The following is a 26,502-nucleotide window of genomic DNA, read 5'->3' as shown; positions in this document are numbered from 1 at the left end:
CACCACATTTTTTATTTCGTCGTTCATTTCCACTCAAAAAATCCCACTTAACTTCAGAAAGTACGACTTTATAGCCTTTGGGTGTGAATTTAGGCCTTCTGTTGCGACCGTTTTTTGCGGGTGCTAGTTTGCTGCGGTGATGATTTTTATTCCGCAGGATTCTTTTACTAACCCGAATAACAAACAGAGGTCACACACCAATGCGTACACATCACCAAACCAAACAAAAAATTCCATCTATCCCAAACTCAATTCGGCAATGGTTAGGTGCCAGCAGCCTTGGCTTAATTGCGCTAATGGGACTCAGTTCAGTTGCACAAGCACAAACCAAAGTTGTCGGTTACATTCCTTCTTATAAAAATATGCCCGCGGTAATTGACCGAACGGACTTGAGCAAGCTTACCCATATCAACCTGTCATTTTTAAACCCGAATGCCAGCGGTGCTTTAACCAGTGGTGGTAATCCGGTGTGTATGGAAGGAGCAAGTGCGAGCGATATTAATTACGTAGTGCAAAAAGCCCATCAAGCCGGTGTAAAAGTATTGGTATCCGTTGCTGGCGGTGTGATACCGGCGTGTTCAGGCAATTGGCAAACATTGTTGCAACCAGCCAATCGCGCCACCATCGTTAATAACCTGCTGCAGTTTGTAAATACGTTCAATCTTGATGGTTTGGATATCGATATCGAAGGTGCAGTACTGACCAACATCGATAACGCCGGGCACTACACCCCATTTATCCAAGCGCTGCGCAATGGTTTGCCCGCAGGTAAATTGCTGACCTCGGCAACTGCTTCTTATGTTGGCGGGATGGTTCCCACTTCATCGTTACAGTATTTTGATTTCGTCAACATCATGTCCTACGACGCGATTGGGCCAGGTTGGGGGCAAGCAGGCGTTGAACACTCGCCTTACTCAATGGCGGTGTCTGATATCAATATCTGGAAAGCGCGCGGCCTAACCAAACAAAAAATGGTGTTGGGCGTTCCGTTTTATGGATATGGATTTAATGGTTATGCCGCTGCTTATGATTTTGCCTCCATAGTCAACCAATTTGGTGCCGGTGCAGCACAGGCAGATGTGATCGGCACGCGTTGCGCTGGTTGCAGCTACATCACTTATAACGGTCTTCCTACCATTCGCGCAAAAACCCAACTCGCGTTGCAAGAAGGTTCGGGCGTGATGATTTGGGAGTTATCGCAAGATATCGCCGGCGCGAATAATTTGCTCGCAGCGATTCGCACCCAAATTGGTAACACTGGTAGTTCAAGCAGTTCTTCTACCGCAACTGGTTGCCCGGCATGGGTGAGCGGACAAAATTATGTTGCCGGTAATAAAGTGACTTACCAAGGTGGTTACTACATTGCTGAATACGACAATCCTGGCTATATCCCGAACGTCAGTACTTATTTCTGGGAGCCAATCGCAGCATCAGCGTGTGGCGGGACATCGTCTTCGAGTTCGTCTACCGCAGCTTTCACTCGCCTGATTCAAGCAGAGGCTTACACCGCGATGAGCGGCGTGCAATTGGAAAACACGACTGACACTGGCGGCGGCCAAAATGTTGGTTGGATTGATGCGAATGATTGGATGGCGCACGCCAATATTAATTTCCCCAGCAGCGGCACTTACAAAGTCGAATACCGTGTTGCAAGCCCGAACGGTGCAAGTCTGTCACTGGATTTAAATGCCGGTGCAATTCAATTGGGACAAGTCGGCATTCCTGCGACTGGTGGTTGGCAAACCTGGACTACGGTTTCACACAATGTCTCGATTAATGCAGGAACTTACAGTGTGGGGATTTTTGCTCCACAAGGTGGCTGGAATCTTAACTGGATCAGATTTACCAAGCTGTAATTGAATTTCCATTTCATAGCTGTCCTTTTTTTGCTGTTCTGTTTCTGCTGTTTTTTGTTTTTCTCCCGGACTTGCGGATCTTTTAGATCCGCTTTTTTTAGCAAAAAAATAATTGCCATGAAAAATAAAAAAGGCTGCAAATGCAGCCTTTTTTATGGCATCAGATAAGGTCGATGATTATCACTTCACCCGAATATCATTTTTCACTGATTGCACACCTTTCACTTCACGTGCAACTCTTGCCGCTTTGCTAACGTGCGCTGAGTTGGCAACAAAACCGCTAAGTTGTACTACGCCTTTAAAGGTTTCAACTTGGATTTCAGTTGCTTTGAGTTCATCGTCCTCAACAAACGCGGCTTTCACTTTAGTTGTGATGACTGCATCGTCGATATATTCACCAGTACTTTTTTCCTTGGAGGTTGACGAACAACCAGCAAGCAAAACAAAAAATGACAACAACACGGCAGTAAAGTAATGAGAATAAGTTTTCATAATTTAATATCCTTTAAGTTAATTGAAAAACCAAATAAAAAGCAGTTCAAAATAAAACAATAAATTTTTTCGTCAGAATTTAATCATCAGCAATCAGACATAACCCATCAAAATGAGAATAATCAGGATCAACACTACCAAACCTAAACCACCACTCGGGCCATAACCCCAACTGCGGCTGTGCGGCCACGCAGGAATTGCACCAATCAAGATTAAGATCAGGACGATTAATAAAATTGTGCCAAGTGTCATAATTGTTCTCCTTCTATTACCTTTACAACAATTTCCCTGATTTTCCCTTCGATGCTATCCATATCGCGGAGGGGGTGAGCTGGCTTTCGCCAGCTGTAGTTAACACAATTATTATTGTGCTACTTGACCCGGAGTAGCGATGATCACTTCTACACGACGATTCATTTGTCGGCCAGAAGAAGAATCATTACTTGCAACCGGAGAACTTTCACCTTTACCAACAGCGGTAATGCGATTAGCAGCAACGCCCTGGTTCAGTAAAAATGCCTTAACAGAATCGGCACGGTTTTGTGAAAGTACCTGATTGTAGCTATCGCTACCCACGCTATCGGTGTGCCCCTCAATTACCAGCGAGCGATCAGGATATTGCGCAAGGAAGCCACTTAACTTGCTTAGGTTAGCAGTGGCAGTACCACGCAAATCGGCCTTGCCAGTTTCGAATAGCACATCACCCAAGGTCACGACCAAACCACGTTCGGTTTGTTTCGCATTGAGTTCTGCCAATTGGCGACGAAGCGCTTCAGCTTCTTGGGTGCGCGATGCTAACTGCGCAGCAGTTGCCTGGCCGCTAATTTCTTTGCGCTTATCTTCCAGCAAACGAGCTTGCGCTAATGCTGCAGCTGTATCTACTTTGCGATCCGCGAGGTAAACCAAATGCTTAGCGTAAGCAACATCTTTACGCGGCTCCTCTGCAGCGCGCACAGCAGCTTCTGCATCTTTAATAGCCACAGGTGCACGGGTAGCCAATTCAGAATTCGACTGCAATTGGGTTAATTTCGCGCGAACATCCGCTGAGCCATCAGGCGCTTTAGGGGTTGAACTACAACCAACAACTACGAGGCTTGCGAGCAGCGCAGAAAAAATCGGACCTTTGGATTTCAAAGAAAATTTCATTGCACACCTCCTGAGTTACGTTGCAGTTCCTGCTCAAGAGTGTTGACGTTCTTGTGCAGCTCGTCATTAACCTCTTGTGCTTTTGCCGCTGAAGCTTTAGCTGTTGCCAGCTCTGCATCCACACGTGACTGCTCAGCTAAACGTGCAGCGGCCAACATTTCTTCCTTGGCTACAGCGGCACGCGCTGCGGTTAACTTATCACGTGCTTCACCCAATTCAGGAGATGCGTAATCGGCAACCCGCGCTTGTTCAGCATTAGCGATTGCAAGTTCTGCCGCTTGGAGAGCTTGGTCAGGTGCTTTAGGTGGGGAACTGCACGCGGCTAAAAGTGCACCACTGAGCACTACCATCGCCAAGCGGGGAGCGCTCTTTCCGTTGATGATTGATCTAATCATAGTGTTAGTCCTCGTTTAAAAACGACAAATCACTTATCTGCCTCGTTACCCAATGTACGGGAATAAGTGTGACAGTCTCAGATTAGGCACTCGCCAACACAGAATCAGTGCGCTATCGCTCTTAAATACTGCCAAAGCAAAAAACGCTAAATGATTCACAAATTCATATTTGTTCTTAAAAAAACTGCCTCATCAGCAGGTTTGACTTTTCTCTTTTACCCCTGGTTCGACTTTTAGTAGTTTACGTTCGACTTTTTTTGGCCTGTAGAACCCCAAAAAATCGGGTGCTAGATTCGGAAATTGTTTCATTTGCTGATTTTTAAAACAGTTTTGTAATTGCATTGATGTTGATATCGGCAATTGAGCACCACGCGATTCCAAATTCTGTTACGCAGCAAGTGAGGCAGACATTTTTTAACCGTCACTGGCATCAATAGAAAAAAGGGGTTGGGTATGCTCGATAAATACAAAGACAACAATAGAGAGCGAGGAAAATTTAAAAAATCCCTGCTCGCTGTTTCGATAATGGCCTTAAGTGCGCCCACATTTGCGCAGACAGAAAGTAACGCGACGGATAGCGCATTAGAAGAAGTAGTGGTGCAAGGTATTCGCACCAGCCTGGAAGATGCACAAACAATTAAACGTGAAGCTGACACAGTAAAAGATGTAATCACCGCATCGGACATTGGTGCACTGCCGGATAAAAGTGTGACCGAAGCATTGCAACGTGTACCCGGTGTAACCGTCGGCCGTTTTGCATCTCCTTCAGATCCAAACCATTTCGCGGCAGAGGGGCGCGGTGTTTTGGTGCGCGGTCTTGATCGTGTGCACAGTCAATTTAATGGCCGCGAATCATTCAGTGCCGGCAACTGGACGTCCGGGTTGAGCTATGAAGATATTCCACCGGAATTGGTGGGCACTGTAGAAGTAATCAAAAACCAAACCTCGGATATTATCGCTGGCGGTATTGCAGGTACGGTCAACTTGATTACACGCAAACCTTTCGACATGGACGGCAGAAAAATATTCCTGTCCGCTAAAGGAAGCTACGGTGATTTGGTGGATGATATTTCACCATCTTACTCAGGTCTGTTCAGCGACCGCTGGGATACCAGCGCCGGTGAGTTTGGTTTTTTAGTCAGCGCATCCACCTCTGAATTTACCGCGCGCGGCGATGGTATCGCCATGACTAACTTTTATGAGCGCAGTGCCACACAAACCGAATTTCCAACACTCGGCTCGACTGCACTACCTGGTTACGAAGACCAAAAATTATTTATGCCGACTGGTCCCTGGTTGAGAACGGCAGATTCTGATCGCGACCGCAGCGGTTTTGACACTGCATTGCAATGGCGTAACCCCGACGAGACCATCAAAGCAACCGCTGAATTTATTCGCTCTGAATCAGAAGAAAATTGGCGCGAGTACGTGTTGTTCCCCACCACCAGTTCAACCGGGTTTGATGCAGATTTTACTAACGCGCAATTAGTACCTGGTACACCAGCGACCTTTGATGAGAATGGTTACTTCACCAGCGGCACTATTACCTATCCATGGAACGTAGCTTACCTGGCATCATCACGCGGTGATCGCGTAGAAAGTAAAGTCGATGATTTCAGTTTTAATCTGGAAATTACGCCCGATGATCGCCTGAAAATTGAACTGGATTTCCAACGTCTTGATACCACTTACGATCGCGAAAATAACACCATCAACAACCGCTTTGCGATGTCGGATGTATTCCTTGATCTGCGCACCAAAATTCCAACCGTGAAATTTTTGGGTACCAATGCGACCGGGGTTGCACCTGACTGGATGGGTTGCCCTGCGGGTGAAAATCCTGGCACTACCGATTTATCAGATCCCGCAGGTGCATGTGATTATTACCAGGTATCAATCATGGATACTAACGTCGATGCAAAAGGAACCATGGATTCTTTTACCGCCGATGTTGAATACCAGATTGATGGCGGCTGGTTAAAATCCGTTGCCGGTGGTGCCTACTTTTCGGATATCGACCGTACTACACAAGATGACGAATACATCAACTGGGGCGCGGTGTCGCATACCTGGGGTACAGCACCCACTGCAGGTTTGGCGGGCAATCCTGAATTGTATGAAGCCGTTACCTTCGGCAATGATTTTATGGGCGGCAAAGGCCTCGCTGGTGATAACCGCACCTTCCTGTTCCCGCGCATGAGCAATACTCAGGAAAAAAATCTGTTGGCGTATGACGACTTCCTGATGGAAAACGGTTTGAACAATGGTGGTTGGCGTAATCGCGGCGCACGCACCACCATCGATGGCAAACCGACAGATGCAAAAGGTTATTTACCACATGAAACAGTGACAACGGCAATTGATCGCCAGGAAGCTTACATTCGTGTTGATTTTGCCAACGATGAATTGGCGATGCCTATCAAAGCAAATTTAGGTTTACGTTATGTAAGTTACGGTGTTGAAGCAACCGGCACCTCGCGCCTTAACAAACCTGGTTTGGGTGATGTAGCGCAAGCCTATTACGAAGAAAATTTCCCGGCCTATGCAGAATTTTTTAACGGTGATGGTTCAGCAATTAACACTGCCGAGCCGGATACCTACACCACTACATTGCCCAGCTTTAATTTAAGCGTGTCAGTAACCGACGACATCATTACCCGTTTCGCCATGTCCAAAGCGATTTATTTTCCGTCGCTCTACGATATGCGCAACACGGTTAACTACAACGCAGCCGTCACCTCTACCGATGATCCGGCAAACCCCGGAACAATTGTTGATATGAGCGTAACTGCAAATGGCGTCGGTGGTAACCCATATTTGCAACCGGAAGAATCGGATCAGGTTGATTTGACTGCTGAGTGGTATTTCAGCGATGTCGGCTCATTAACCTTCAGTTTATTCCACAAAAAAATCAGCAATTTGTTCCGCGAACGCAATTACCAAACAACGGTTACCAATCCGGTGAGCAACACGTCGCTCGATATGCTGGTGCGTCGCCAAGTGAATGAAGGTGAAGGTACTGTCAAAGGTTTTGAAATCGCTTATCAGCAATTTTATGATTTCTTGCCCGGTGCATGGAGTGGTTTAGGTACTCAGTTCAACTACACCTATGTATCGCAAGATGACATTGGTGATAGCAATATGGGTGAAAGTGTTTCAGTTGGTGGCGATCGCAACGCCTTCCGCAATTTCACCAACTTGCCATTGCCGGGATTATCCGAAGATACCTACAACTTCACACTGATGTATCAATATGCGGGAATTGAAGCGCGTGCGGCCTACAACTGGCGCTCTGATTATCTGGTGACCCGTCGCGATGCGGATGCTTTCGCGCCGATTTATAACGAAGCACAAGGTTATCTCGATGCATCTATCTGGTACACCATCAATGACAATCTTCGTATTGGCCTTGAGGGTAGCAACCTGTTAGATGAACTGACGGTAACACGTGCGCAATTTAATCAGGATGGTGCGACAACGCAAAAAACCTTCTCCTCTACTGATAGGCGTTATGCACTTTCGCTGCGTGCAACTTTCTAACTCTGGCTGAAAAGTGACTGCAATAAAAAGCTGTGTATTCATAGCTGTGTAACAAAAAATGCACACTGCATAGCAGTGTGCATTTTTCTGTCTTTTGATTGACTGAGGATTTCTTGCAATGCTGCACCACAATAGCGACGACAACCGGATTAAAGAGATATTAATTGTTGGCGGAGGTACTGCTGGTTGGATGGCCGCTGCAGCCTTTTCCCATGTATTTAAAAATCAGCAATGTCGCATACGGCTAATTGAATCTGACCATATCGGCACAGTGGGTGTTGGCGAGGCCACTATTCCGGTTATTCAAAAATTTAACCAAATGCTGGGAATAGATGAAAATGATTTCATCAAAAATACCCAAGGCACATTTAAATTAGGTATCCAGTTCGTCAACTGGGGCAGCATCGGTAATTCCTACATTCATCCTTTTGGCCCTTACGGTATGAACATGGGCTATTTGAGTTTCTATCATTATTGGCTGCGTATGTCAGCCAACAAACAATCGATTGATCCCGGTGAATATTCCATCGCCATTCAAGCTGCGCTGCGCGGACGCTTTATGCCGCCGGCCAATATTCCCAACTCACCATTATCACAAATTTCTTATGCGTATCATTTTGATGCAAGCCTCTATGCAAAGTATCTGCGTAATTTTGCCGAAACACGCGGCGTCGAACGCATTGAAGGTGAAATAGAAAAAGTGGTGCTGCGCAGTGATGATGGCTACATCGAAAGCGTAAAATTAAAAGATGGTACACCGTTGCACGCACAATTATTTATTGATTGCACCGGCTTTCGCGGCTTGCTGATCGAAAAAGCAATGAACACTGGTTATGACGATTGGTCGCACTGGCTACCCTGCGATACTGCCGTTGCGGTTCCGACCAGGAATGTCACAGCACCACTCCCCTACACTCGCGCGACTGCGCACAGCGCGGGATGGCAATGGAAAATTCCGCTACAACATCGCACGGGCAACGGTCATGTATTTTGCAGCAAATACATGAGTGATGAGCAAGCAAAAAAAATCCTGTTGGAAAATATTGAGGGAGAGCCATTGGCAGAGCCGCGGTTTATTCGCTTTAAAACCGGCATGCGCAGAAAATTCTGGAACAAAAATTGTGTTGCTATGGGTTTGGCAAGCGGATTTTTGGAGCCATTGGAATCCACCAGTATTCATTTAATCCAATCCAGTATTTCCAAGTTAATCGCTTTGTTTCCCATGGCTGATTTCGACCAGACCAATATCGATAAGTACAACGAATTACTGACATCCGAATTCACCTTTGTGCGCGATTTTATCATCCTGCATTACAAGGTGAGCCAGCGCACCGATTCGGAGTTTTGGAATTATTGCCGCCATATGCAAGTGCCGGAAACACTGCAGAAAAAAATCGACCTCTATCAATCCAGCGGGCGATTATTCCGCGACAACAATGAGCTATTTGATGAGGTGAGTTGGTTTGCCGTCATGCAAGGCCAAGGTTTACAGGCACAACATTATCACCCATTGGCAGATCAAATCACTGAGGCGGAATTCGATAAAATAATGCGCGAAATTAAAGCAGTCATTAATCGGGCAGCCAATGCGATTCCCACACAAGAGGAATACATTGCAAAACACTGCTCCGCGATTAATCGATGACAGTATTGGCATTGTTATTGTGATGCAATTTACGAAAATCGGATTCACATTTTGTGGGAAGGTTTGATTTTAGGGTGTTAGGGTTTGACTTTAGCGGTGCGCTTGTTGGGATTTTTAACGGGTGTTAGCGTGAAGATGAAGCTTTGTTTTCGCAATAAAAATCAAAGCTGGTACTAGCCCATCACAATCCGGTTTTTATTCCCATCAGGAAATAAAAACCTCATCAAGAGAGAACAATAATGCAATCCATAACAGCAGGTTTTTTACCTAAGTGGTGCGCAGGGACATTTGCTGCGCTCGCGCTTACATCGACTATTCAACCCACCTTCGCACAAAGCGAACAAATATTGTTTGATGACTTCAGCTACACAACGACTGCGCAACTGGCCAATAACGGTTGGCGCCTGCGCACTTGGGAAGGAGGGCCAGGTTTGGCAAATGGCACCTGGAGTACAAACAATATTTCGTTTGTTACCGACCCTGCATCGCCCACCAACAAATTTATGCGTTTGAAGGCAAGCACCAATATCAATGGCAGCACTATTGTTAATAACCGCGCAACAACTGGCAGCGTTTCACAAGCGGAAGTGGCAAGGGTTGAACAAATTTATAAAAACGGCACTTGGGCGGCGCGCATGTATTTTAACGACGCACCCAATGTCGGCCCTGATGGCGACACTGCGATCGAAACTTTTTTTGGTTTAACGGATTACATCGAAGGTGCTGAACCCTACAGCGAAATCGATTTTGAATACTTACCCAACGGCGGATGGTGGACAGGTTCTGCCACGCCCAGCATGTGGTCAGGTACTTACCGCATTGTCGATTGGTCGGATGAAAGTAATCACGGTGTCACGCGCACCCAAGGCAGTTTGCAGGGTTGGCATACCTTGGTGATGCAAGTGACTGATGGTCACATTTCGTTTTATATCGATGGCACTTATCAAACCGGATTTAACGGTGCTGTCGCGCCGGATTATCCAATGTATTTGATGTTCCAGTTGTGGATCAGCAATGACTGTTTTGATGCAGGTTGCAATACGCGAGGCTTTATCAACAACAGTAATTTCCGTGAATATTCCGAAGATCTCGATTGGGTTTATTTTGAAAAAAATAACATAGTTCCCGCGAGCGAAATTCCGCAAAAAGTCGCAAGCTTGCGCGCTGCGGGTATTAGCTATGTGCAAAATATTAATGGCAATAGCACCAGTTCGACACCAGCGGCATCGTCGCGCCCGGCAAGCTCAAGCAGCGTTGCAACCGCGCAACAATGTAATTGGTGGGGAACTGTTTATCCTATTTGTACGCACATTACTTCCGGTTGGGGTTGGCAAAATAACGCTGATTGTGTCGGCATCCAAACCTGCCAAACATTATCGCCACCTTATGGTGTTGTAGGTGCGGCTGCCTCAAGCAGTTCCCGTTCGAGTACGCCACAAAGCTCCAGTCGTTCATCTTCCAGTGCCGCGCCGTTTACACGTTTGATTCAAGCGGAATCTTATTCGGTCATGAGTGGCGTACAAATTGAAACCACAACCGATTCTGGCGGTGGGCAAAATGTTGGATGGATTGAAGCGGGCGATTGGATGTCTTACGCGAATATTAATTTCCCGACGAGCGGAACCTACAAAGTGGAATATCGCGTTGCCAGCCCAAGCGGTGCTGCTTTGTCTCTGGATTTAAATGCCGGTGCAATCCAGCTCGGGCAAGTCGCTATCCCCGCTACTGGTGGCTGGCAAACCTGGACAACGGTTTCCCACAACGTACAGGTTAATGCTGGTACCTACAGCCTGGGCATTTATGCACCGCAAAGCGGCTGGAATTTTAACTGGCTGCGGATCACCAAACTTTAACGGTTAGCGATTTTAATTTCCTCCCCGGAACTTGCGAACCTGGCGACAGGTTCGCTTTTTTATTGCTGCGATAACATCATCTCGTAATGATTGGTTAATGTGCATTCACTGACCTTTCACCTCACCAAAAAAAGCATACACTGCTCGGGTTATGTATCCACCACGTCGCACGAGGAGTTCCCCTGTGAAATCATTTATCAAACCTTTGGCAACATTGTTTGGCGTCGCAATGGCGAGCCTGATAAGCACTGCCGTTTCAGCCTGCCCCGATTACATGAAAGGCGAATACCGCAAGTTGCATTCAAAAGACTCAGTCAATATTTGTGAGCTAATGGAAAATAAAACCGTGTTAGTGGTTAACACGGCTAGCCACTGCGGCTTCACCTCCCAATTCAAAGAGCTGGAAGCGCTGCATAAGAAATACAAAGACAAAGGTCTGGTGATCGTCGGTTTTGCCAGTGACGACTTCAAGCAAGAAGATGCCGATGAAGAAAAGGCGGCAGAGATTTGCTATCTCAATTACGGTGTAACCTTCACCATGCTTTCGCCCACCCATGTGACGGGCAAAGAGGCCAACCCTTTATTCAAAGCCTTGGCCGAGCAGGCGCAGGAACCAAAATGGAATTTCAATAAGTATCTGGTCGGTAAAGACGGTCAGCTGGTCGAATACTTCGGCAGCCTAACCAAGCCGGATTCACCAAAATTGGCTGCAGCTATCGAACAACAACTCTAAGCAAGCCCCCAAAACGGCCTGATTAAAACCAGGCCGTTTTTTATAGCACAAATGTAAACGGTTACCTTTTAACCCACGTGTACCGCTACTCCCCTCACACCAACATGCGACCGGTCAAAAATCATTAAGTTAATGATAATTAACAGAAATTAACTGATTTTTTACTGAAAAATTGCACCTCTTTACAATTTTATATTTGAAATTCTCGCCTTTTTCAGCGTAAAAGAAGTTGTAATCGATTACATAATAAGTGATTATTAGCTGCGCGTTTTTCCTGTCGCACCACATAACATAAGAGTAATCATAAATAGATACGGGTAATTAACCTGTTCAACTAGCAATCACATCACCCTTCAAATAAGCATTTACCGTCAGCGAGTAGCTAATGACTATTTTTAATAGCCATGGGATTTGCTCGACCTGATTTTGAAGCGGTATGTGGTTTAACCACTGCGAGGAGTTTCATGAGTTCACCACATTTTAAGAAAACTATTTTGTCATCTTGTGTGGCTGCTTTTTCGGTAGCTGCATTGGCCACTCCAGCAATTGCGCAGGACTCAACGGCGGACGATAAAATGGTTGATGAGGTTATTGTTACCGGTATCCGCGGATCACAAAAAGCGGCGGTAGACGTTAAACGTAATTCTGCCGTGATTGTGGATTCAATCGTCGCCGAAGACATTGGTAAATTGCCGGACGTCACTATTGCTGACTCCTTGCAACGTGTAACCGGGGTGCAAATCCAACGCACTGCGGGCGAAGGTTCCAGCCTGAACGTGCGCGGTATGCCGCAAGTGTTGACCACTCTGAATGGTGAATCTTTCCTTAGTCCTTGGTCGATCACTGGTGTTGGCGCCAACTATTCAGATATCCCCTCATCCATGATCTCCGGTGTGGATGTTATTAAATCCCAGTCTGCCGCAACGTCTGCGGGCGGAATTTCCGGTGTTGTGGATTTAAAAACCCGTCGCGCCCTGGATATGGAACAGGGATGGACTGCTACCGCCGGTTTGGAAACATCAGAAGGCTCAATCACCAAAGATGCCAACCATGACGTCAACGCGTTTGTTGGTTGGAATAACGGCGATTTAGGTTTTACCTTCGGCGCGTTCAGCTCACTTACCAATGCTGCCAACTACCAAATGTATGAAGACTCACGTTTGGGCTTTGTGAATTCCGGTGGCGATCCGCTCGATTTAAACGGTGATGGCAATACCACCAGCGACCGCTATTTGGTTCCCGGCGGTTACGGTGTAAAAGCTTATGTGATGGAGCGTGAGCGTGAAGGTTTTGCGACCTCATTCCAATCGCGCCTGAGTGATTCCCTGACCTTCACCGGTGAAGTTTTTTACACCAAAATGGATCAATATGATCGCGGTGTAGAAACTCAATTCAACGGCAGCCGTGACTCTAATTATGACGTGTTGCGCGCAGGCTCAATCACCACTAAAGAAGCGGTAATTCCCGCTAGCGGCAACACCCCTGAGCGCGTGATCAACTCGCTGCAAGTTGCTGTCGTTGAAGCTCCCGATTTCCAAGCGACAACTAAAAGTAAACAGAATCACACCGATGCAATCAACACCAACTTTGAGCTGGCCTTTGATTCGGGCGATGCATTCAAAGGCTCGGTGCGCTATGTGCACTCCGAAGCCGATAAAACCTACGAAGAAGCCACCTTCCAACAAGGCACACCGGTTTGGTATTGGGTTGATGCCGATGGCGATGGCCAGGATGATCCGGTCGATCCATTTATGGTTACCGTGGATTACCGGAAGGAATATCCAACCTTTTCCTACGCAGATGACCTGTCCAGCACTGACCGCCTGAATCTGTTCCAGGCATTTGCGATTGGGCAAAAAGATGAAGCGACCATGGATGTGTTGCGCGCTGATGGTACTTACGAGTTTGAAGCGGCCGATTTTAAATCCTTTGAATTTGGTGTGCGTCTGGATCGCCGCGATGTAAAAACCGTTAAATACGACTACCTGACTCCAACCGGACGCTACTCCACCTGGGCAGATCCAAATGTACCAGCGGAACTCCACTTCGAGCCGCTACCAGGTGATTTTGTTTGGCAGCGTTATCCGGATTGGTACGACTTCAAAGGCAATGGCGATTTGGGGCAAGCACCGTTTGATGATTTGAAATCACAATTGATTTCCTACAACGATTTCGGCCCCTTCTCTGGATTTGAATCCGGTGTTGCAGCCTTGAATCCCAAGTCGTTGGATGACGTAAATGGCTTCATGAATTCAATCTATCCTGGCGCCACCAAGTTTGCAGATCCGGCGAAAGCCTACTCCGTTATTGAAGATACGGCGTCGGCCTATTTCCAAGGCAATTTCGAAAATACTGATGGCGTATTCGGTGTTCCTTACTCGGGTAACCTAGGCTTACGCATTGTGCAAACCGATCGCGAAGTAGTGAACAGCACCTACGCGGCTGGCTCTACTCCGGCGGCCGGCAGTTACTACGGCGGCGGTGCCGAAGCAGCGATGGGCAAACCACCGGCAGGTTGGCAGGTGATGTTCAAACAACTGGGCACCAAAACGACCAGAACCTCGTTCACCGATGTATTGCCTGCAGCCAATATCAGCTTCTTCCCAGCTGATGACGTTATCGTGCGTTTTGGCTACAACAAAACCATGAGCCGTAACGATCTGGTTAACGTGGGCGAAGATGAAACGCTCTGGTATCAGGAATATAAAGTCTATACCCCTGAAGGTACCCGTGAAGATGCCGACGGCAAATACAACGTGGTTACCAGCCCGGGCGGTGGTAACGACCAAGGTAATCCAAGCGTTAAACCCTGGCGCGCGGATAACTGGAACGCCTCTACTGAATGGTATTTCGCAGAAGGCAGCATCCTGGGCTTGGGCGTGTTCCTAATCCAGGTGGATACCGCCACTGAAACACTTCAGGAAGCGCGTGCTTATCCAGACTCTGACGGCGTAGTTCGTCGCACCGCAAACGTGTGGACCACCCAAAACGTAACCGGTTCTGATCTCTCCGGGTTCGAGATAGGCTACAAGCAATCCTTTGATTTCCTGCCCAGCTTCTTGAGCAACACCGGTATGGAATTCAACTACACCTATTCCGATAGCGACTCAGGTGATGAAGATCTGGAAGGCAAAAGTTTCCCACTGCAATCCAACTCCAAGCATCAGTACAACGCGATCTTGTGGTATCAGGGTGAAAAGCTGAGTTCCCGTATCGCCTACAATTGGCGCAGCGATATTTTCCAGGGCCGTGTTGGTTTGAACACTAACGAAGCATCCATCAGCATGGGAAATTGGACTGAAGCGGCAGGCTATTTGGATGTCTCTGTTAACTATGACGTTATCGAAAACGTAACCTTATATGTTCAAGGCACCAACCTGACTGAAACCAACTATCGCAACTACGCGCAATTTGAGGATCAATTCCACTCATTGTCAGTACAAGAGCGCCGGGTTGCTGCAGGTATTCGCTTGCGCTTGTAATTCGCTTCGACAGCTAGAAAAAGAACCGGCGCAAGCCGGTTTTTTTATGCCCGCAAACCAGATAAGAAGTGATTACCCATCAGTCGTTAATGGCTGGCGACATAGAATATTTTTTCCGAATCACATTGGCGCCTTATTCCTTAATTTCCTAATAAAGTTGTCGCCTCAAATATCTGTGATTGATCTGTCGCTTCACCTCCCGCAAACCCTCATTCAAATTCACTATTGAAAATTGAGTAAGGTGATGTTTTTGCCTGTAAAGAATTGTTAGTTTTTTCGTTTAAACACTTGTTGCTGGTCACAAAATCATGTTGAAACCGATTACATTTTGATTCATGATCCGCCTGCCACTACACCCAAAGAAATAACATTAATAAGATATTTTTTGAATATTAACGCGAAGATACTAATAGATTTGAATAATTAAGAAAGCTCTAGTTGTTTAGCCGCAAGGGTTCCAAAGTTGCCTCCGTGGGCAAAACTTAGGTGCCATAACAATAATAGTTGTAATGAGTTTTTTCGGTTTTATCGATCCGCCCTGCGTCAAACCTGACCTTGCCGCAGAACAGACTGAATAGTCAGATCGATAGAATTTATACACTGTTATTCCGGTTTTCAGCTTCCCTTTCCCAGTGTTCATACCCGCCGTACGGCTTTGCTATTCCTGTCTTTTGCTCATGTAAAAAATCTGCTCGGCAAACACAATTTTTAAAAAAGATAACAACACGAGGAAGCTCAAGATGATCAAACCTAGCGGTATTACTACCAGAAAAAAAGCGCTGGTTCTGGCAGTAGGCTGTGCGCTTTACGGCGCCCAAGTTTATGCGCAGGAACCAGCTGCTCCAGCCGCCGGTGAAGGCGCGGTCGAAGAGATTGTCGTAAAAGGCGTGCGTGCATCGCAGGCCAAGGCGATTGATATCAAACGCGAATCAACCAATGTAGTCGATTCAATCGTGGCAGAGGATATTGGTAAGTTGCCTGACACAACTATCACCGATTCTTTGCAGCGTGTGACCGGGGTTCAGATTAAACGTGAAGCGGGCGAAGGTACATCGCTGAACGTTCGCGGTATGCCGCAAGTATTGACTACCTTGAATGGCGAGCAATTCTTGAGCCCTTGGAGTATTAACAAAGTTGAGGCTAACTTTTCGGATATTCCAGCAGGTTTGATCTCTGGCGTTGATGTGTATAAGTCACAGGACGCTTCGATATTGTCTGGCGGTATCTCTGGTGTGGTTGATCTTAAAACCTGGGATCCCAGCAAAATGGAAGAGGGCTTCACTCTACGCGCTCGTGCGGAGGGTTCCACTGGTGAATACTCAGGGCGCGAATACAATGAAGAGGGCGATAAGTCGCGTCGCGATCCAGACTATAACCTTGGCTTGGTAGCAGGCTTCAACAATGGCGATAACTTCTCAATTATCGGTTCGCTTTATTCGGCTGAGAGCTATAACGCCAACTACTCCATGTGGGAAGGCCAAACCTTTGCATTTCTCGATCAATCAGGTGGAACACCCACCGATATGTATGATCTCGACGGCGACGGTGATCTGCTCAACGATTGGTATATCGTTCCAGAGCAATTTGCGGCAAACAGTCAGTTTGTTGAGCGCGAGCGTTTCGGTGGATCGCTGACCAGTGTGTTCGAGATCAATGAAAACTGGAGTGTACGCGGCGATATTTTTTATACCGAAATGGATAAGTTTGATCGTGGCGTATCAGCTCAATTCAACGCCAAGCGCACTCCAGATTCCTGGAGTGTTAATAATGCCCCAGCCAAAGACAGGTACGAGGACATCATTAATGCGGTGAAGCCCGGTTCGATTGTTTCCCCTGGCTCCAGCATTTCATTTACAGATACCCAAGGCAATCCTCGCACGATTGATATCAATACCCTTCAACTCGCGAATGTATGGGCGGCAGATTTCCAATCTGTGTCAAAAAATACCATCGAAAAAACCGCTGCTTACAACACTAATTTCGAAGTCGCTTATACCGATAACGAATCGTTCGAAGCCAAGCTCCGCATCATTCACTCCAAAGCGGAAATGCAACAACGCAAAGCTACCTTTCAACAGGGCACTCCCGGGTGGTTGTGGGTTGATGAGGATGGTATCCCTGGGAAGGACCCGGTGGATGGATTCCACATGACAGTGGATTATCGCGGTGAATTCCCCAAGTTTTCTTACGAGGGTGATGTGGCTGACGCCAACTTTCTGAAGCAGTATCAGGGTTTTGCCGAAGGGTTTAATGCCGATGCTGATCTAAATGTGGTGCGTGTCGACTGGAAATCTATCTTTGATGCTGAGCACGTAGAGTCAATGGAAGTCGGCGTTCGTTATGGCAGCCGTGACGCCAACTACAACAAATTTTATTACGTAACACCTACTGGCCGTTATTCGAATTACAACGACCCACGTGTTCCTGCTGATAAACGCTACAAACTATTACCCGGCAATGCCGTTTGGCAAAAGTATCCTGACTGGTACAAGTTCGTGTTCTCGGAAACTGACGCGAACATGATCGATATTGGTGGTTTGGTAGATAACGGTTTTAGCGCTGCCGATACCAGTGTGTTCTACGATTTTGGTCCCATCAAAGGTTTTGAAAATGGTGTGGCCGCGCTCGCACCAAGTAATTGGGATTCACCTTATGACTTCATGAATCGCTTATACCCCGGCACACGCACAGTAAATGAGCCGGGCGAAACCTATTCGGTTACTGAAGACTCCATGAATGCTTACCTGCAATTCAACTTTGCCAATGATGATGTAGGCCTGTTTGGTATTCCTTATAACGCCAATGTTGGTGTGCAGGCAGTAAATACGAGCCGTGAAGTGGGTAAGAGCGTTGTGCCAGAGGTGCTCGACTCATTCAACTCTATTGGTTATGACGACTGGCAAAAAATTGCTTACGTGTATGAGACTGAAATGATCAAGCATCAGTCGCTCGAACTGCTGCCATCGATCAACTTGAACTTGTTTCCACGCCACGATGTGATTGTGCGTTTAAGTGCGGCACGCACTATGACTAATAACGATCTGGATACCATTGGTTCGTCAATGGTGCTTTGGTATTCACGCTGTGTGAAAACCGATGAGGACGGTAATCAAGTTCAGATCCTTGATCCCAATACTGGCGGACTTGTTCCTGACTATGTCGGCTGTGTCGGTGGCGGCACGGATAAAGGTGACCCCTATATCAAACCTTGGCTGGCCAGTGTCTACAACCTCTCCACAGAATGGTACTTCGATGAGTCCGCCATCTTAGGTTTGGGCGTCTTCTTTATTGATGTGGATACCGCAGTGCAATCCTACCAAGAGCAGCGCCATTTCCTCGATATGGACGGTATGGATCGCAACAAGTACTCAACCGTTTGGTCAACCCGCAATACTGGCGCGGCAGATTTATACGGTGTTGAACTTGGCTACAAACAACCTTTCTCCATGTTCGACAATTTCTTGAATCGCACCGGTATCGAATTTAACTATACCTGGTCGCATTCCGAGTCAGAAGACACGGATATCGAAGGTAGCCAATTGCCACTGGTATCTAACTCTGAACATCAAACCAATTTGATCTTATGGTACGACTACGCGGGCCTCAATGTTCGTCTCGCCTACAACTGGCGCAGTGAAGAGTATGCCGGACTGGCAGGGCTGAATAACGCAGCGGGCAATGCCTTCAATCTGGCTAACTGGGTAGAGCCTACTGGTTACGTGGATCTGTCAGTTTCTTATAACGTTAATGACCACGTAAACCTGTTCTTTAGCGGCACTAACCTGACTGGAGAAAGCCGTAAAGGCTATACCCAATATGAAAGTCAATTTCACAGCTTGTGGGTACAAGAAACCCGCTATTCCGCTGGTGTAAATCTGACGTTCTAATTAATCGAGCGGCATAACAATAACTCCGTTTGAAGATATTTGGAGAATACTATGAGAACAAAAGCGACATTATTAGCATCTGTTATTAGTACAAGTTTATTGACCGCCTGTGGTGGAGGCGGTGGGGACATGTTGAGTCGTTCAGACTCTGAAACGCACAAACTGACTCCCGAGGTGGTGGTTGAAGACCCCCTAGCCGCCCGCCCATCAGAAAACGCGCCCGTACTGCGCACTGATGGCACAAATATTATGTGGACTGACGGTAAGCACCAAGTGCTGCCAGTAGGGATTGAACTGGATTACGGTGCTGATTCTACTGAGCGTTTTAACGCCATAAGTGAGTTGGCTAAAGTGACAGCTGGATCCATACGCCTGGTGCTGACACCACAAACGCCGGTACAAAATCTGGAGGCCGCACTGAATCGTGCGCTAACGGAAGGCCTGTTTGTTAACGTGACGTTAAATGATCCGGCGCTCTATTGTAAGGACAACGGGGAAGAGTTATTGCGCCTGACCAAAGAAACCTGGTTCGGCAAATTCCGTCCCATCATTGCACAAGATAAGTATCAGTCCATCATGATGATTAGCCTTGCCCGTGGTTGGGGTCCTAAAGAAGTGTTTGACCCTACCTCTTCTGGCTATCGCGAATATATGGATTACACCAAAACATTGATCCGCGATTTCCGCAAAGCAGGGTTCAAGTTACCTCTGGTGATTGAAGCACCTGGATGCGGTGAAGATTTCAATGCTTTCGATGCAAACCGCGTACGCGAACTGCTTGCTGCAGATACCCAAAAAAATCTCATTTTTGGTTTGGCTGCCAAGGGGAAAACCTATAACACAGCAGCAAAAATTTCCAACGCTGTTAATGTAATTCGCAGCCAGCGTGCACCCGTCCTCTTTACGGAGGTTGGAGGTAGTGATGTGGTTGAGAAAGGCGCCAAGGTTGAACAAGTACTAAGTGGTGCTTTTACGGATGTCGCATTGTCAGCTAATCCACAATGGCAAGGACCAGGCGATAAGATTGCGTACCTCTTTCCATTTGGTACAACAAAAAATCTGAAAAATACGCAACTGAGTTTTGATATCAGCTTTGCTGACGCTTACCTCACCAATGGGGCAGCAGGCTCTATGGGCTATCAGCTTTACCTGCGCGACATCAATGATAATTACGCCAATATCCAGTGGAATGAAGTGAAAAACGCTACAACAGGTTGGAACAGCTTCACCTACAAAATTGGTGCGAGCATGCCAAAAACCGGCTGGATGTCTGATGGGTTTGATATGACCCAGGTAGCAGCTGTTGGTGTGGAATTAGTCGCCCAGGATAAACCTGCCTCGGTTGCAGGCCCCATTAAGTTTGATAACTTCAAACTGCTTGAGGGGACTGGACCTGCAGTTGTCTATGCCAGTGATTTTAGCGAAGGCGTAGATGGTTGGAAAAACTCCCAATGGCAAGGTAAAACCGCAGTAATTACTACGACGGATGGGGAATCCGCCAAAGCGCTTTCGATGGTGCCACAAGATGATCAGTTCGAAATTACCCGTACCGGACTGGTCGTTGATCTGACCCAACCGTTCACTATGACCGCACGTATTTACATACCCGCCTCTATTACCAATTTCGGCATGGGTGTATTTGCAGCAAACTCGACCAATTGGGCGGGTGGTGGTTGGGGGGGCACGTGGAATCTAACTCCTGGCCAGTGGAACGATTACACCTTCACACCAGATGAAGCAACACTGGCATCTTTTGCAGCATCAGGCGGTAATGGCCTTGGGATTCAATTCAATAACTTCACCGCGGGTCAAACCAAAGGTGATGCAATTCTGATTCAGAACCTGCAGATTGTTAGTGCCGCGGGCGGTGGAGCAACTGAAACCGAACTTGGCGTTCAATATCGTTCAGATTTTACCAGCAGCGCCGATGGTTGGGGCAACACTGCGTGGCCTGATGATAATGGTGTTTCCTCATCACCAGTACTGACACCAGAGAACGGCGAGCTTGTTGCAGCATCATCAAAAGATGGTATTGAGCGTATCAGCCTGCAGAAAAACAATCTGACATCGTTGGATTCATTGAATTTGAATGAAGGTTTTAAAGTCACTGTTAACCTATTCATTCCTGAGTCACTGCGCAACACTGAGTTCAACTTCCAGATGTTCTTCCAGGACGCTAACTGGAGCCATCACAACTCACCAATCGATATGACAGGTGACGAGTTGAAATACGGTGAGTGGATGACCATCACAGTGGAGCCTGAGTTCCCCGAAGGCTTCGAGATGAATGCTCTACCAAAATTTGTAGGCATCGATATGTTTGCACGTAAAGGTGCCGGCGGCTTCAAAACAACCGATAAGGTCATTATTGGTAGCATCCTTTTTGAAGGACAGGTACCAGTAGAACCGGAAGAGGTTGTATTGGGCGCGGTAGACTTTAATCGCGGACAACAAGTTCTTGTAGATTTTGTTGATGGCGCCATAACTGAAGCTCAAGCTTTGATTGTTTCAGCTGAAGTTATAAGTAATCCATTCGGTTGGTTTGCATCGACCTGGTCAGCCTCTCGTTCAGAGGACGCTGGCTATGATTTGGTGCGAATTCCAACGGATGCATCAAGTTTGACTGAGCGCGGTGAACTCATTGTTAATGCGCCGGGAGGTCTGGGGGAATGGCGTAAGATGTTAGTGCCGGAAAAAGTAGAAACAACGCCCCAGAAATAATCTGGCACACAATTTAAATAACAAACTGTAATCACTTAAGCTGCATCCCAAAAGTTTGGTTTATGGCCAAACCAAGTAAGGTGCAGTTTTTTATTAACATCATTTAAATCAAGTGTTGATTGTGGGCATAAAAAAGCCAGAGAAAGCTCTGGCAAATCACGGGAAAAAATAAACTAAAAGCGGGGAAGTGAAACAAAAAACAGCAAGAAAAAGAAAGCAAAAAACAAACAGATATTCAGCAGCCACACTAGCGTGGTATATCGATGAGAAACATACTGAAAATACGCCATCACCCGCACACCATTTCAGAACATCAACATTAAATCAACATCAGGCAATCACCGGTTAGTGACGCCCACCTAGTCAGTGATTGAAAGTTAACATCGGAAAAAATGGCTGGCAATGATGAGTTACGGACTGGAGGAAAGTCGAACCTGACGACCGGACATCGAACTTTCCAACCAAAAGTCGTCAATCAAATAGTTTATAAATGGTGCTTTTTGAAAAAAGTGATACAAATATGGATAACATTTTTTATTCTAGTGTTTTTCGAAAGTAAAAAATTACAGAAGTAACTCGTTGTGCACTTTAAAGTTCAAGCCACAGCGACGAATAAAATCGGCCAACTGATCCATATCATGTGGTGACCTGTAATGAACATTGATTTCATTATTCTTAAGCGAAGGGAAAATACCGTAACCCGCCAATAAACATGCCCATGATTTAGGCTGATAACTGCCGATCAAATTATTCATGTACATGTCTTTTGCAAAATCTTTACTGTTCCACCAGAAGTGCAGCACTTTGCTGAGATTCTCAGACAAATTGGTATTGGCTGCATTATCCCGCCAATAAGCGGTGTCATTTCTTTGATTCACTTTGTAATGACAAACAATATAATCCCTGACGCCTTCAAATTTCGCGTTGATTTCCTGGTTAAACATACCTTCAAATTTATTGGTAAATCCACCATTTTCATAGTGCTTCATGAAGCGAGTGATAGTCTCAAGTGCAAGTGCAAGTGCAGTGGCTTCCAGTGGCTCAATAAATCCTTGGGATAAACCAACCGCTACGCAATTTTTTTCCCAATGTTTTTCCGCGCGCCCCACTTTCATTTGCAAATGTCTGGCTGCAACATCGCTATCCAACAATCCCAGGTGCGTCCTTAATTCTGTCTCTGCCTGCTCTGGTGTGATGTAGTCAGCACTGTAAACGTATCCATTACCAAAACGATTGGTTAACGGAATTTTCCACGCCCAGCCATTCGATAATGCAGTTGATCTAGTCTCAGGAGGAATGATTCCCGCTATTTCGCTCGGCATTACTACGGCAGAGTTATTGAATAAATTATCTTTAAAACTCTTATAGCTGACTTTCAGTGCGCCTTGCATCAGCAGTGATTTGAAACCAGAGCAATCAACAAAAAAGTCGGCATCAAGAAGGCTGTCATCATCCAACCTGACAGATGCTATAGCACCAGTTTCTCCCAACACCACCTCGGTTATAGTACCGAAAATTCTTTTTACTCCCCGGCCTACCGCTTTTTCAGCAAGAAACTGCCCCAAGAGAGTTGCATCAAAATGGTATCCATAGCCCACACCAAATGGAAAATTTTCATTCGGAATGGGGCCAAGGTTTTCTTTAGTCAGATAGGTTTCTAAAAAATAATGGTCCGGGTGTGCATCGGCGTTATTTCCCTGCATGCGCGCATTGATGCTGTTAAAAAAAACTGGGACAGTAAGCATGTCATCCGTTTGTGCAGGAAAGGGATGAAAATAGGATTCGTAACCGGGAATGGATGACCAACCAGCAAAGGAGATTCCATTTTTATAAGTGGCATTACAACGAGGCATCCACTCCGACTCATCAAGACCTACCGTATCAAAAAAGAATTTCAAGTGCGGTGTACTTCCCTCACCCACACCAATAATGCCAATCTCTTTTGACTCCAACAAACAAACATCAACATCACTCCAACGAGTCGCAATTAAGTTTGCAGCCATCCAGCCAGCTGTACCACCACCAACAATGAGAATTTTTTTTGGTTTATTTTGTTCATTTTTCATTTTTTACAAACTCAGCATTAGATATATACAGTATGGTTATGAATTAGCTAATAGTTTTTTGCAGGTCACATGTATTATTTTAACTTTTCTATTAAATAATTTTTTATTTGTCGCTCTGCCTCGGGAGTTATTTCCCCCAACACATGCAAGCAATGTTCGGGAATATATGAAACAGGATCAACACCTTGTTTAAATACATAATGATCAAACATTGCTCTCCATGCATTGCGCTGCGCAGGATTTAACTGTCTCATTGATAAAACAGCCATGTTTAAACTATCAATCACTGTTGGTTTTATTGCATCTTTGACTGCGGAACCATTCCACCAATAATTCATCAAACCATTCACTTTTTCCAGCGAGTCAACATGGTGCCACCACAGCATAGGGATAAAAATAGCATCGCCAGGAAAAAGCTCAGCTGAATACGCATTCTCGAGCGCCTTTTTATAAAGAGGATAACGCTCAAAATCAGGATCGTGTAGATTTACCAGACTAACAGGCGCGCCCGCAGGCGTTACATTTAGGGAGCCCGGATACAAATTAGCAACTTGCTCGGGAGCAAAAAGAACAAATCTTCGACGCCCTGCTACCACGCAAGCAACATTATCAGAGCCATCATAATGAGCGCTTACAGTTCCTTGATTTCCCATCCATAACCGCGGTTCAATGTCAGGAAAAAAGCTCGACGTATTATCATTAACCAATCCCGGCAATATGTGACTTGGCAATATATTTTGTATTGAAACGGCGGGATAAATCTCTTTAGTTGCCAACTCTAACAAACGATCCAAAAATAAATCCAGCCGCTCATCGCCTTTGATATAGTTAACGCCCGTCATGTCATCATTATAGAAAAAGCGTCCTTTTATCTCTGGATGCCCCAACAGTATGCTTGCTTTGTTGCCGGTGTAAAATTTTTTTAAGTACGCAACAAAAGCCTGCGGCGTATTTTTAGCAGCAGAAACTAGTGGCCAATGATCAGCAAAACCTCGAATTACAATTGGTTTTTGTAACGGAACAATTTCCTGGAAAAATTGCTCCGCTGAAATATTACTGAATTCTGGTATTTTTCTATAAGCAGTCATTTTTGTTGCTCATCAATAAAGACGTAATCAAACTTGCTATAACTTAACAGCGCAATTATGTTTAATAAAATCTCCATGCGCAGGCATTTTTAGTACAACATCGCGGATACCTTGCGCATTTTTTTGCAGCACCTGAGCCAAGTATGAACTATCAAATGCATTTATCAATGGATGGTAGCTTCGAGGACGGATTTGCATTCCTTCGAGTATTGAACACCAACTATCGGTACCAAAAAACTGACTCGGTTGGCTATATAATAGTCCTCTATCGCGAAATAGTTCGACTTTTTCACGTAGGGAATCAGGTACCGGCATAGTCTTACACCATTGCCAGAATGCGGTATCATAACGCTCAGTTGTGCAGTAATGCAGGATAATAAAATCGCGAATTTCCTGATAATCAGCATTGATATGTTGATTAAATTTTTGCTCTACGCTGCTATCGAAATCAAGATCGGGAAAATGTTGAATAAAATGAATTAACGTTTGATAAACCAAATGAATCGCAGTGGACTCCAATGGTTCCAGAAATCCAGAGGCAAGCCCCAGAGCAAGGCAGTTGTTATGCCATACTTTTTTGCGCCGCCCCGTTCTAAAGGGTATCACTCTGGGGTCAGTTAATAATTTACCATCCACAGATTTGAGTAATGTATCAGTAGCATTATCATCAGAACAGTATTGACTTGAAAAAACATAGCCATTGCCAGTTCGATGCTGCAATGGAATTCTCCATGTCCACCCGGATTCACGGGCAGTAGCAACTGTATAGGGATGGGGATCGCCAGTATTTTCTGTCTGTACTACAACAGCACGATTACAAGGTAAATAATGCGTCCAATCCTCGTAACCGATGTTAAGTGCCTCCTCAATTAGTAATGCTTTAAAACCTGTGCAATCAATGAAAAAATCATTTTCAATAGATGCTCCATTACTCAACTCTAAACCACGAATAAATTGCTTCTCATTTACCAATACCTTATTAACGGTAGCTTCGATTCGTTCTACACCTTGGGTTTGAGCAAAATCGCGCAGGTAGCGCGCAGCCAATATTGCATCTATGTGTAGAGCATAATTGTAGTTAGGTAACGGCATTTTTTGCTGCGGAGTATCCAGCATAAAACGATCATTCTCTGCCATGATGGCAGATGGTGAATGATCAACCCAGCGAGTCTCGTTCCCATCTCGAAGGGTTTTTATCCAAGCCTGATAAAATTCATATCCATTTATTTTCTGTCCAACCTTTCCAAAAGGATGGAAAAAATTATGCGATGGCTTAAGCCAATTATCAAAGCGAATACCCAATTTAAAACTGCCCGAGGCAGCTTCAATAAATTCTTTTGGATTAATCCGGCAAAAACTTAAAAAATCCATAATAGAAGGAACAGTGGACTCTCCAACACCGATAGTGGCGATATCAGGTGACTCAACCAGAACGATGCGTACTTTACTACCCTTCAGTGCAGAAGAAAGTAAGCATGCTGCCATCCAACCTGCAGTTCCACCGCCCACAATGCAGAGTGATCTCAAAGTATTATTTTGCATAGTCAGCATCCGTTTGGTTAACAATTATTGATCCACCATAAAAAAAGCGCGCAGTA

Annotated in this window: 15 protein-coding genes; 8 read left to right on the top strand and 7 right to left on the bottom strand. The window is 45.8% G+C overall.

Annotation, left to right across the window (positions count from 1 at the left end; genetic code table 11):
- Nucleotides 1-200 precede the first annotated feature (200 nt).
- Entirely contained in the window at nt 201-1,856 is a 1,656-nt protein-coding gene (locus tag AAGC78_RS01350) for a glycosyl hydrolase family 18 protein (RefSeq protein WP_435782227.1), read from the top strand.
- A 180-nt stretch (nt 1,857-2,036) separates the two neighbouring features.
- Here AAGC78_RS01350 and AAGC78_RS01345 read toward each other — a convergent pair whose 3' ends face one another.
- The 4 genes from AAGC78_RS01345 to AAGC78_RS01330 all read right to left on the bottom strand — a co-directional run bounded on the left by AAGC78_RS01345 (nt 2,037) and on the right by AAGC78_RS01330 (nt 3,889).
- Nucleotides 2,037-2,348 carry a BON domain-containing protein gene (locus AAGC78_RS01345; protein ID WP_435782226.1) on the bottom strand — a complete coding sequence of 104 codons (312 nt, stop codon included), beginning with the start codon at nt 2,346-2,348 and terminating at the stop codon, nt 2,037-2,039.
- Between the two features lie 93 nt (nt 2,349-2,441).
- Nucleotides 2,442-2,600: a DUF3309 family protein gene (locus AAGC78_RS01340; RefSeq protein ID WP_435782225.1), complete on the bottom strand. Its 159-nt coding sequence runs from the start codon at nt 2,598-2,600 to the stop codon at nt 2,442-2,444.
- A gap of 111 nt (nt 2,601-2,711) precedes the next feature.
- A complete protein-coding gene (locus AAGC78_RS01335; protein WP_435782224.1) occupies nt 2,712-3,494 on the bottom strand; it encodes an OmpA family protein in 783 nt (260 codons plus the stop codon).
- Nucleotides 3,491-3,889: a DUF4398 domain-containing protein gene (locus AAGC78_RS01330; protein WP_435782223.1), complete on the bottom strand. Its 399-nt coding sequence runs from the start codon at nt 3,887-3,889 to the stop codon at nt 3,491-3,493. Before AAGC78_RS01330 ends, AAGC78_RS01335 begins: the two co-directional genes overlap by 4 nt.
- Nucleotides 3,890-4,342: 453 nt before the next feature.
- Between AAGC78_RS01330 and AAGC78_RS01325 the strand changes: the two genes are divergently transcribed.
- From AAGC78_RS01325 to AAGC78_RS01295, 7 genes are all read left to right on the top strand, one after another.
- Complete coding sequence (locus AAGC78_RS01325) at nt 4,343-7,429, top strand: TonB-dependent receptor (RefSeq protein ID WP_435782222.1); 3,087 nt, start codon at nt 4,343-4,345, stop codon at nt 7,427-7,429.
- Nucleotides 7,430-7,547: 118 nt separating this feature from the next.
- Nucleotides 7,548-9,074, top strand: a complete 1,527-nt coding sequence (locus tag AAGC78_RS01320) for a tryptophan halogenase family protein (RefSeq protein ID WP_435782221.1) — start codon at nt 7,548-7,550, stop codon at nt 9,072-9,074.
- A gap of 239 nt (nt 9,075-9,313) precedes the next feature.
- Nucleotides 9,314-10,927 carry a carbohydrate-binding protein gene (locus tag AAGC78_RS01315; RefSeq protein WP_435782220.1) on the top strand — a complete coding sequence of 538 codons (1,614 nt, stop codon included), beginning with the start codon at nt 9,314-9,316 and terminating at the stop codon, nt 10,925-10,927.
- Between the two features lie 229 nt (nt 10,928-11,156).
- Nucleotides 11,157-11,660, top strand: a complete 504-nt coding sequence (locus AAGC78_RS01310; RefSeq protein ID WP_435782361.1) for a glutathione peroxidase — start codon at nt 11,157-11,159, stop codon at nt 11,658-11,660.
- Between the two features lie 464 nt (nt 11,661-12,124).
- Nucleotides 12,125-15,142 carry a TonB-dependent receptor gene (locus AAGC78_RS01305; protein WP_435782219.1) on the top strand — a complete coding sequence of 1,006 codons (3,018 nt, stop codon included), beginning with the start codon at nt 12,125-12,127 and terminating at the stop codon, nt 15,140-15,142.
- A gap of 740 nt (nt 15,143-15,882) precedes the next feature.
- Complete coding sequence (locus tag AAGC78_RS01300; RefSeq protein ID WP_435782218.1) at nt 15,883-19,029, top strand: TonB-dependent receptor; 3,147 nt, start codon at nt 15,883-15,885, stop codon at nt 19,027-19,029.
- Between the two features lie 129 nt (nt 19,030-19,158).
- Nucleotides 19,159-21,750, top strand: coding sequence for a hypothetical protein (locus AAGC78_RS01295; RefSeq protein ID WP_435782217.1), 2,592 nt, complete (start codon nt 19,159-19,161; stop codon nt 21,748-21,750).
- A 563-nt stretch (nt 21,751-22,313) separates the two neighbouring features.
- Here AAGC78_RS01295 and AAGC78_RS01290 read toward each other — a convergent pair.
- The 3 genes from AAGC78_RS01290 to AAGC78_RS01280 form a co-directional block, all read right to left on the bottom strand.
- Nucleotides 22,314-23,816 (bottom strand): tryptophan halogenase family protein, encoded by a 1,503-nt coding sequence (locus AAGC78_RS01290; protein ID WP_435782216.1) that lies wholly within the window; start codon nt 23,814-23,816, stop codon nt 22,314-22,316.
- Nucleotides 23,817-23,890: 74 nt separating this feature from the next.
- Complete coding sequence (locus AAGC78_RS01285; protein ID WP_435782215.1) at nt 23,891-24,904, bottom strand: cupin-like domain-containing protein; 1,014 nt, start codon at nt 24,902-24,904, stop codon at nt 23,891-23,893.
- Between the two features lie 36 nt (nt 24,905-24,940).
- A complete protein-coding gene (locus tag AAGC78_RS01280; protein ID WP_435782214.1) occupies nt 24,941-26,446 on the bottom strand; it encodes a tryptophan halogenase family protein in 1,506 nt (501 codons plus the stop codon).
- Nucleotides 26,447-26,502: the final 56 nt, after the last annotated feature.

This window comes from Cellvibrio sp. (genome assembly GCF_039207905.1).
In the GTDB taxonomy this organism is placed as follows: Bacteria; Pseudomonadota; Gammaproteobacteria; order Pseudomonadales; family Cellvibrionaceae; genus Cellvibrio.
Note: the sequence above shows the minus strand (reverse complement) of the source record. Positions and strands in the feature narration are given on the sequence as shown.

What these genes read in the sequence shown, in the direction of transcription:
- AAGC78_RS01330 (WP_435782223.1), bottom strand. Translation starts at nt 3,889, where the DNA reads ATGATTAGATCAATCATCAACGGAAAGAGCGCTCCCCGCTTGGCGATG.
- AAGC78_RS01300 (WP_435782218.1), top strand. Translation starts at nt 15,883, where the DNA reads ATGATCAAACCTAGCGGTATTACTACCAGAAAAAAAGCGCTGGTTCTG.
- AAGC78_RS01285 (WP_435782215.1), bottom strand. Translation starts at nt 24,904, where the DNA reads ATGACTGCTTATAGAAAAATACCAGAATTCAGTAATATTTCAGCGGAG.
- AAGC78_RS01350 (WP_435782227.1), top strand. Translation starts at nt 201, where the DNA reads ATGCGTACACATCACCAAACCAAACAAAAAATTCCATCTATCCCAAAC.
- AAGC78_RS01320 (WP_435782221.1), top strand. Translation starts at nt 7,548, where the DNA reads ATGCTGCACCACAATAGCGACGACAACCGGATTAAAGAGATATTAATT.
- AAGC78_RS01295 (WP_435782217.1), top strand. Translation starts at nt 19,159, where the DNA reads ATGTTGAGTCGTTCAGACTCTGAAACGCACAAACTGACTCCCGAGGTG.
- AAGC78_RS01335 (WP_435782224.1), bottom strand. Translation starts at nt 3,494, where the DNA reads ATGAAATTTTCTTTGAAATCCAAAGGTCCGATTTTTTCTGCGCTGCTC.
- AAGC78_RS01345 (WP_435782226.1), bottom strand. Translation starts at nt 2,348, where the DNA reads ATGAAAACTTATTCTCATTACTTTACTGCCGTGTTGTTGTCATTTTTT.
- AAGC78_RS01325 (WP_435782222.1), top strand. Translation starts at nt 4,343, where the DNA reads ATGCTCGATAAATACAAAGACAACAATAGAGAGCGAGGAAAATTTAAA.
- AAGC78_RS01310 (WP_435782361.1), top strand. Translation starts at nt 11,157, where the DNA reads ATGGCGAGCCTGATAAGCACTGCCGTTTCAGCCTGCCCCGATTACATG.
- AAGC78_RS01290 (WP_435782216.1), bottom strand. Translation starts at nt 23,816, where the DNA reads ATGAAAAATGAACAAAATAAACCAAAAAAAATTCTCATTGTTGGTGGT.
- AAGC78_RS01315 (WP_435782220.1), top strand. Translation starts at nt 9,314, where the DNA reads ATGCAATCCATAACAGCAGGTTTTTTACCTAAGTGGTGCGCAGGGACA.
- AAGC78_RS01305 (WP_435782219.1), top strand. Translation starts at nt 12,125, where the DNA reads ATGAGTTCACCACATTTTAAGAAAACTATTTTGTCATCTTGTGTGGCT.
- AAGC78_RS01280 (WP_435782214.1), bottom strand. Translation starts at nt 26,446, where the DNA reads ATGCAAAATAATACTTTGAGATCACTCTGCATTGTGGGCGGTGGAACT.
- AAGC78_RS01340 (WP_435782225.1), bottom strand. Translation starts at nt 2,600, where the DNA reads ATGACACTTGGCACAATTTTATTAATCGTCCTGATCTTAATCTTGATT.